The organism is Flavobacterium sp., from assembly GCF_044361065.1.
Taxonomy (GTDB): domain Bacteria; phylum Bacteroidota; class Bacteroidia; order Flavobacteriales; family Flavobacteriaceae; genus Flavobacterium.
In genome coordinates this window covers 1-8,488 of record NZ_JBIKJI010000094.1, presented here as the reverse complement: position 1 = coordinate 8,488, position 8,488 = coordinate 1, and the positions used below count along the sequence as shown (strand labels likewise).

Genomic DNA, 8,488 nt, shown 5'->3' with positions numbered 1-8,488 from the left:
CAACTAAAGTACCAATAATACCGAGTGATCCCATAAATAACCAATTGGCTTGATATCCATAAGTATCTATTAAAACCATTCCTATTTTTGCACTTAAAATATGCGCCAAACTATAACTCATAGCAAAAATAGCCATATAACGACCTTGATGATGTTTGGGTGCACGACTTAAAGCAAACGCATTTGAAAAAGGAAAATTAAACATTTCTGCAAACGTCATAAACAACATCATAATTAATAAAATGCCAGCCCAACTGTTAAGTAACATTAAAAACAAACTGATACTCATTAAAAAACAACCTAAAATAATCACCTTTAATTTGTCTTTTTTATGCTTTTCAATATAATTTACTATTGGCATTTCGAGGAAAAAGACCAAAACACCATTAAATGTTAATAGCAAACCTGTTTGTAGTTCGGTTAACCCGAATTGTTCTCTGTGATAAATTGGAATAGTTGTAAATAATTGAAAAAACATAATTCCTACAATTAAAGAAGTCGTTAAAAACAACCAATAAATTTTATCTTTAAAAACAGATTCTACTAATACTTCGCCAGGTTGATTTTTGTCTAAATAGGTCGATTTTTTCTTTTCTTTTACTTTAATCCAGAAAATTAAAATAGCAATTATACAAGTTAATCCGTCTACCCAAAACAATCCTTTGTAGCCAATACACATAATAATTAATCCGCCTAACGCAGGTCCGGCAGCAAATCCAAGATTAATGGCTAATCGCACTAAAGTTAAAGCTCTTGTTCTGTTTTCTGGTTTTGCATAGGCTCCTAACGAAACAAACATAGCCGGTCGGAACATATCTGAAACCGACATTATTAAAAACACACTCAAACATAATCCGTAAAAAGAAGTAACATATTGCAGTCCAAAAAACATAAACCCACTTACTAACAAACTGAATATCATTATTTTATAAAAACCTATAATGTCTGATAATTTTCCGCCCAACCAAGAACCCAACATAGAACCGAAGCCAAAAAAGACCATAATGGTACCAACTTGCGTTAAAGAAAAATGTAAATCTTCGTGTAAATATTTAGATAAAAATGGCAAAACCATTGTTCCTGCCCTATTAATAAATGTAACGAGGGTAAGAATCCATACTTCTCGTGAAAAACCTTGAAAGTTAGAAATGTAATTGCGAAACGCTTTTTGGATCATAATAAAGTATCTGCGACAAAATTAATCAAAAATAGTTACCAAAATGTAGTATTTTTGCAAAAAGAAATTTAATGAAATTTGTAAATTTACATACTCATTTTAATACCAATTCGGATTCGATATTGGAAATAGTAAATCAATATCCAAATGAATTTATAGATGCTATTCCGCACTATTCTATCGGGATTCACCCTTGGTATATTTCTGATGAACGTTTAAGTGAAGATTTAAATTTTTTAAAAAACAAACTTCAATTAAACGAATGTATTGCATTAGGCGAATGCGGTTTAGACAAACGAATCGAAAAGAAAATGGACTTGCAAATTGACGTTTTCGAATCGCAATTATCCCTTTTAAATGAAGTGGAAAAACCTGTTATTTTACATTGTGTAGCGGCATTTGATGAAGTGATTTCTTGTAAAAAAAATAGTTTAATACAATCTCCTTACATCATACACGGATTTTCAAAAAATATTCCGTTGGCGAAACAACTTTTAAATCAAGATTTTTATTTGTCATTTGGAAAATATTTACTTCGAAATCCAGAAATGGAAACGGTTTTTAAATATGTTCCAAACGATAAAATTTTCTTAGAAACCGATACAATTTCGGAAAGTTTAGAAGAAGTTTATACTTTTGCAGCAAAATGTAAAAATATTTCTGTAGAAGAAATGAAAGAAATAGTATGGAACAATTACCAAACTGTTTTCAATAAATAGAAATAAATTATGGCAAAGTGGCAAGAAAGAGCAGCATTATTATTTAAAGAAGAAGGGTTAAATAAATTAAAAAATTCTAACGTATTAGTTGTTGGTTTAGGTGGCGTGGGATCATTTGCGGCTGAATTTTTAGTTCGTGCAGGTGTGGGTCAACTTACAATTGTAGATGGCGATACCGTAGATATTACAAATATTAACAGACAATTACCTGCTTTACATAGTACCATTGGCCAACCAAAAGTTAAAATTGTTGGCGATAGATTAATGGACATTAATCCTGAACTGAACTTAATACGCATTGAAGAATTTTTATCACCAGAACGTGCTTCAGAAATTGTAACTACTGAATTTGATTATGTATTAGATTGTATTGATAGTTTAACGCCAAAAATCAACCTTTTAGTTGCTGCTAAACGCAAAAAGATTAAAGTAATCAGCAATATGGGAGCAGGTGGGAAATTTGATGTTAATAAAGTTGTAGTTAGAGACATTAGCAAAACAGAAGTGTGTCCTTTAGCTAAAAATATTAGAAAAAGATTAAGAAAAGAAGGTATAAATAAAGGTGTGAAAGCGGTTTATTCCATTGAGCATCCAGATGCAACAAGTATTAAAACGACGGATGGTTCTAACTACAAGAAATCATTCTATGGCACTAATAGTTGGATGCCAGCACTTTTTGGTTTACACGCTGCGGAAACGGTTGTAAAACATTTGATTAAGGAATAAAACAATAAAACCTGACAGGTTTCAATAACCTGTCAGGTTTTATAATATTTAGAATCTGAAACAGTTCAGATTGACAAATATTGGTTTTTATTTTGCCAAATACGCTTGAACGTTATTAAAAATGCGTTCCTCAATATTTGTAATGTCGCTTTTTACGAATTTTTCTCCTAAAATATTTTCGAATAATTCTATATATCTATCTGAAACGGTAGCGATATATTCTGTAGTCATTTCTGGAATTTGTTGTCCTTCTTTACCTTGAAATCCATTTTCAATTAACCAACGACGTACAAATTCTTTAGACAATTGTTTTTGTTCTTCGTTATTATTTTGTCTTTCTTGATATCCTTCCGCATAAAAATAACGAGAGGAATCTGGCGTATGAATTTCGTCAATTAAAACAATTTTTCCGTCTTTAGTTTTTCCAAATTCGTATTTTGTATCCACTAAAATTAATCCTCTTGAAGCGGCTATTTCTGTACCTCTTTGGTATAAATCTCTTGTGTATTTTTCTAACACTAAGTAATCTTCTTCAGTCACAATTCCATTAGCTAATATGGCTTCACGAGAAATGTCTTCATCGTGTGAACCATTATCCGCTTTCGTTGTTGGCGTAATAATTGGTGTAGGAAATTTGTCATTTTCTTTTAAACCTTCTGGCATTGTAACACCACAAATCGTTCTTTTTCCTAAAGCATATTCACGAGCAGCGTGTCCAGATAAATAGCCACGAATTACCATTTCTACTTTAAAAGGTTCGCATAAATGACCTACAGCTACATTTGGATCTGGAGTGGCAATTAACCAATTTGGTACAATATCTTCTGTTAATTGCATAAATTTTGTAGCAATTTGATTTAATATTTGCCCTTTATAAGGAATACCTTTAGGCAAAACTACATCAAAAGCAGAAAGTCTGTCTGTAGCAATCATAACTAATAAATCGTCATTGATGTTGTACACTTCTCTAACTTTTCCTCTGTAAACGGATTTTTGACCTGTGAAATTAAAATTTGTAGTTGTAATAGTGCTCATATAGTGTGTTGTTGTTTTGTTTTGCAAAAGTAGTTTTAAAATCATTTTTTAACAAAAAAAGAGGCGTTTATTTTAACACCTCTTTTAAAATTAATCTGTATTTTCAATACTTTTATAAGCATTAATAACTGCTTTTACCAATCGGTGTCGAACAATATCCTTATCATCAAGATATAAAATTCCAATGCCGTCAACATCTTTTAGAACCAAAATAGCTTCTTTTAATCCAGAAATGGTTCTTCTGGGCAAATCTACTTGTCCTGGATCTCCAGTTATGATAAATTTAGCATTTTTTCCCATCCTTGTTAAAAACATTTTCATTTGAGAATGCGTTGTGTTTTGTGCTTCATCTAAAATAACAAAGGCATTATCTAAAGTTCTACCACGCATAAATGCCAATGGTGCAATTTGAATAATTCCTTTTAATATATAATCTTCAAGGGTTTGTGGCGGTAACATATCGCGTAACGCATCATATAATGGCTGCATATACGGATCTAATTTTTCCTTCATATCACCAGGAAGAAACCCTAAATTTTCTCCAGCTTCAACTGCTGGCCGCGTTAAAATAATTCGTTTTACCCGTTTTTCTTTTAGCGCTTTAACAGCAAGTGCTACACCTGTATAGGTTTTTCCAGTTCCGGCTGGACCTACTGCAAAAACCATATCGTTTTTAGCTACAAAATCAACTAATTTTTGCTGATTGGGAGTTATAGCTTTAATTAACTTCCCTCCTAACCCGTGAACTAAAATTTGATCTCCAGCAGGCATCTCACCTGTTTGTTGAGCATCACCTTCAATAACACGCATAATTACGTTGTCATCAATAGTGTTGAAACGAGTAAAATGAGTCATCAAACGTCGAAAACGTTTTTCAAATTCATCTAACACTTCCGCTTCTCCAAACGCTTTTAAAATAGTGCCTCTTGCTACAATTTTCAATTTAGGATAGTACTTTTTAATGGTTTCTAAATGACTATCGTGTGCGCCCCAAAAATCTTTAGGTGCAATGTTTTCCAATTCAATAATTCTTTCGTTCAAAGGCTATAATTTTAAATTGTTTTTATTCTGTAAAAAAAAGAGTAATTTTGTAACATTCAAATATAACAAAAACAAGCTTTCCATAATAAATAAGTTATAAACAATACAATGTCAATAATTACGCTTACTACAGATTTTGGTTTAAAAGATCATTTTGCGGGAATTTTTAAGGGTAAGATATATTCATTATTACCTGAGACAAATATTGTAGACCTTTCACATAGTATAGATAAATTTAATGTTTTAGAAGCCAGTTATTTATTATCCGTTTCTTATTCGCATTTTCCAAAAGGAACAGTGCATATTGTTGCAGTAGATGCTTCCAGAAATGCAGATACCAAACATATTGCAATGTTGTTCGATGGGCATTATTTTATTGGTGCCGATAATGGAATTTTTGGCGGTTTAATAAACAAACGAAATCCAGATAAAATTGTTCAAATTACTATTCACGACCGATTGATTGATGGTTCGAGCGATTTAGACGTATTTGCAACTGTTGCTACTCATTTAGCAAAAGGTGGCGAAATGACGGTAATTGGTTCACCAGTAACGGAAATTAAGAAACGGAATATGTTAGTTCCTATTTTGGATCAAAACTTAAATTCTATTCGCGGACATATTGTCTATATTGATGATTTTGGGAATTGTGTTACGAATATTTCAAAAAAATACATCGAAGAAATTGCAAAAGGCAGACAATATTCGGTTCGCTTTTCTGTTTACACTATAAAAAGAGTCAAAAATAACTATGCCGATTTTAAAAACAACACTACTGCTGATTTAAATGCAATGGCTGGAAACGAAATAGCAATTTTTAATGAAAATGACTTCTTAGAAATTGCCGTTTACAGAAGCAATCCTAAACGTTCTGGTTCTGCGCATACCTTATTGGGGTTAAAAATACAGGATGCTGTTATTGTGGAATTTGAATCTTAGGTTTTAGGTGTTGGGTAAAAGGTTTTGGGTTTTGGGTTTTGGAATTTAACTATTGGAATTTAAATAATATATATGTTAGTACGAATTGTGAAACTTACCTTTCAAGCAGATAAAATAGCCGCTTTTTTAAACAATTTTAATGAAATTAAACATCAAATAAGAAGCTTTGAAGGCAATGAATTTTTAGAATTGTATCAAGACAAACAAGATGCACGCATTTTTTTTACTTACAGTTATTGGAAAGATGAAGCCGCATTAGAAAAATACAGACAATCCGAATTATTTAATGAGGTTTGGAGTTACACTAAAACACTTTTCGCAGACAAACCGGAAGCGTGGAGTGTGGATAAATTGGCTTCTTTAGTATAAAAAGTTAAAGAGCCACGAATTCACTAATTTTAAAATTTACAAATTGCAATCATTTGTATCGACTTTGTCGATAATTAATTCGAATAAAATTTAAATTATCAAAGAACATTCGAAAATTCGTGGCAAAAAATAAAATACAATCAATCATATTTAAATTAAAGTTTCAAGATTCAAGTTTATAAATTACTTTTGTCAATATAAAACAAGCATAATATATGAAAGCAGTATTGCTACGTGAAATAAAATCCTTTTTTGGTTCGCCAATCGGCTATTTAGTTATTGCTATTTTTCTGTTATTAAACGGATTATTCCTTTGGGTTTTTGATGGAGATTTTAATATTTTAAATTCTGGATATGCGGATATGAGTCCGTTTTTTAAGTTAGCTCCTTGGATACTTATTTTCTTAATTCCAGCAGTAACTATGAAAAGTTTCTCGGATGAAAAAAAACAAGGAACTTTAGAAATTTTATTCACCAAACCATTAGGCCTTTGGGAAATAGTTAATGGTAAATTTCTTGGTGCTTTTATATTAATTTTAATTGCAATCGTTCCTACCCTTTTTTATGTGTTTATAGTTTCAAGTTTTACAGCAGCTCAAAATAGTTTCGATTATGGAAGTACCATAGGTTCGTATTTCGGATTGTTATTCTTAATTGGTGCTTACACTTCTATTGGTGTTTTCACTTCTACCCTTTCAGACAATCAAATAGTAGCTTTTATAATAGCCGTTTTCTTATGTTTTTTCTTTTATTTTGGGTTTGACGGATTATCTAATTTGTTTGGGAATTTCAGTGGAATTATCAAAACATTTGGAATGGATTTTCACTTTAAAAGTATGAGTCGTGGTGTATTAGATACTCGTGATATTATTTATTTTATAAGTATCACTATTTTATTTTTAGCTGGAACTGTTTATCAACTTAAATCGCTTAAATGGTAATGAAAAACGTTCAAAAAAATAGTTTAAAGAAATTAGGGTTTTTAGCGATTGGTTTATTTATTTTAAACTTTGCGAGTTACTACATTTACAAACGTTTCGATGTAACGCAAGACAAAAGATATACACTTTCTGAAACCACAAAAAAAATTATTGACAAAGTAGATTCGCCATTAATTATTGATGTTTTTTTAGAAGGCAATTTTCCTGCCGATTTTAAGAAACTTCAAACGGAAACGCGACAATTATTAGAAGAATTTTCAGCCTATAATTCAAACATTACGTTTCAATTTGTAAATCCCATTGAAAAAGAAGAAGAACGCGTGGAAGTAATGAAAAAATTCTTTGAAAAAGGATTAACACCTATAAACGTAACCGTTGAAGAAAAAGGAAAACAAACTCAAGAAGTAGTTTTTCCTTGGGCTTTAGCCAATTATGGTGATAAAGGTGCAAAAGTACAATTATTGAAAAATTTAATGGGCGCTTCAACGGAGAAAAAAGTTGAAAGTTCCGTACAACACTTAGAATATGCATTTGCGGAAGCCATTCATAAAATTTCGAATGAAAAGCAACGTAAAATTGCAGTTATTAAAGGAAATGGCGAGTTAGAAGACATTCAAATTGCCGATTTTTTAAAAACCATAAGAGATAATTATTATATAGGTCCAATTACTTTAGATTCGGTAGCTACACAACCAAGCGAAACATTAAAAGCGTTAAACATATATGATTTAGCCGTTATCGCAAAACCACGAGAAAAGTTTACAGAAGCAGAAAAACAAGTGTTAGATCAATTTATAATGAAAGGTGGAAAAACACTTTGGTTAGTTGATGGTACAACAGCTGAAATGGAAAATTTGTACAATGAAACTGGTACAACTTTAGCCGGAATAAACGATTTAAACTTAACCGATATGTTCTTTAAATACGGATTTAGAATTAGTCCGCAATTAATTAAAGACGAATATGGTACTCCTATAAAATTAGCCTCTGGTAATGAAGGAAGTGAAACTCAAATGGAAACCTACAATTGGAAAATGGCACCATTTATTTATCCTGCTTCAAAAAAACATCCGATTGTAAAAAATACGGATGGCGTAAAATTCGACTTTTGTTCGCCAATTGAACTTTTAAAATCATCGCATTCAACAACCATTTTATTGGAAAGTTCTCCTTATTCTAAAACTATTGGAATACCAACTGTGGTATCTTTAGATATGATTTCAGAAGAAACAACACCTAAAGATTATCCAAATGGCGGACTAATTCCAGTAGCCGTTTTATTAGAAGGCTCATTCACATCAATGTATAACAATCGTGTGTTGCCTTTTAAAGATGGGAAATTTTTATCTAAAAGTGCTCCAACAAAAATGATAGTAATTTCTGATGGTGATGTGATTAAAAATCAAATTGACAAAGGCGCACCTATTGAATTAGGATATGATAAATACACCAGTCAATATTTCGGAAACAAAGAATTTATACTAAATAGCGTAAATTATTTATTAGACGATAACGGACTTATTAACATTAGAAGTAAAGAT

Annotated in this window: 9 protein-coding genes; 6 read left to right on the top strand and 3 right to left on the bottom strand. The window is 31.2% G+C overall.

The features are described from left to right. On the bottom strand, positions 1-1,177 hold a 1,177-nt coding region (locus ACIQ11_RS06865; RefSeq protein WP_396153941.1), incomplete at its 3' end, for an MDR family MFS transporter. A 50-nt stretch (positions 1,178-1,227) separates the two neighbouring features. Between ACIQ11_RS06865 and ACIQ11_RS06860 the strand changes: the two genes are divergently transcribed. Then, positions 1,228-1,896: a TatD family hydrolase gene (locus ACIQ11_RS06860; protein ID WP_396153942.1), complete on the top strand. Its 669-nt coding sequence runs from the start codon at positions 1,228-1,230 to the stop codon at positions 1,894-1,896. Between the two features lie 9 nt (positions 1,897-1,905). Further along, positions 1,906-2,622: a ThiF family adenylyltransferase gene (locus ACIQ11_RS06855; protein WP_396153940.1), complete on the top strand. Its 717-nt coding sequence runs from the start codon at positions 1,906-1,908 to the stop codon at positions 2,620-2,622. Positions 2,623-2,709: 87 nt separating this feature from the next. Here the strand turns inward: ACIQ11_RS06855 and ACIQ11_RS06850 are convergent, their stop codons facing one another. Next, the gene (locus ACIQ11_RS06850; RefSeq protein ID WP_396153939.1) at positions 2,710-3,657 is read right to left on the bottom strand and encodes a phosphoribosylaminoimidazolesuccinocarboxamide synthase; all 948 of its coding nucleotides are present in this window, start codon (positions 3,655-3,657) and stop codon (positions 2,710-2,712) included. A 90-nt stretch (positions 3,658-3,747) separates the two neighbouring features. Further along, positions 3,748-4,698, bottom strand: coding sequence for a PhoH family protein (locus tag ACIQ11_RS06845; protein WP_291242299.1), 951 nt, complete (start codon positions 4,696-4,698; stop codon positions 3,748-3,750). Between the two features lie 108 nt (positions 4,699-4,806). Between ACIQ11_RS06845 and ACIQ11_RS06840 the strand changes: the two genes are divergently transcribed. The 4 genes from ACIQ11_RS06840 to gldG all read left to right on the top strand — a co-directional run. Further along, positions 4,807-5,637, top strand: a complete 831-nt coding sequence (locus ACIQ11_RS06840; RefSeq protein WP_396153938.1) for an S-adenosyl-l-methionine hydroxide adenosyltransferase family protein — start codon at positions 4,807-4,809, stop codon at positions 5,635-5,637. A gap of 72 nt (positions 5,638-5,709) precedes the next feature. Then, a complete protein-coding gene (locus tag ACIQ11_RS06835; protein ID WP_396153937.1) occupies positions 5,710-6,006 on the top strand; it encodes a putative quinol monooxygenase in 297 nt (98 codons plus the stop codon). A 215-nt stretch (positions 6,007-6,221) separates the two neighbouring features. Beyond that, entirely contained in the window at positions 6,222-6,947 is a 726-nt protein-coding gene (gene gldF / locus ACIQ11_RS06830) for a gliding motility-associated ABC transporter permease subunit GldF (protein ID WP_396153936.1), read from the top strand. Next, the coding region (gene gldG, locus ACIQ11_RS06825) for a gliding motility-associated ABC transporter substrate-binding protein GldG (RefSeq protein WP_396153935.1) at positions 6,947-8,488 on the top strand (1,542 nt) is incomplete at its 3' end. The genes gldF and gldG, both read left to right, overlap by 1 nt.

Excerpts from the sequence above, each read along its gene's own strand:
- ACIQ11_RS06840 (WP_396153938.1), top strand. The coding sequence starts at position 4,807 with ATGTCAATAATTACGCTTACTACAGATTTTGGTTTAAAAGATCATTTT.
- ACIQ11_RS06835 (WP_396153937.1), top strand. The coding sequence starts at position 5,710 with ATGTTAGTACGAATTGTGAAACTTACCTTTCAAGCAGATAAAATAGCC.
- gldF (WP_396153936.1), top strand. The coding sequence starts at position 6,222 with ATGAAAGCAGTATTGCTACGTGAAATAAAATCCTTTTTTGGTTCGCCA.
- ACIQ11_RS06855 (WP_396153940.1), top strand. The coding sequence starts at position 1,906 with ATGGCAAAGTGGCAAGAAAGAGCAGCATTATTATTTAAAGAAGAAGGG.
- ACIQ11_RS06850 (WP_396153939.1), bottom strand. The coding sequence starts at position 3,657 with ATGAGCACTATTACAACTACAAATTTTAATTTCACAGGTCAAAAATCC.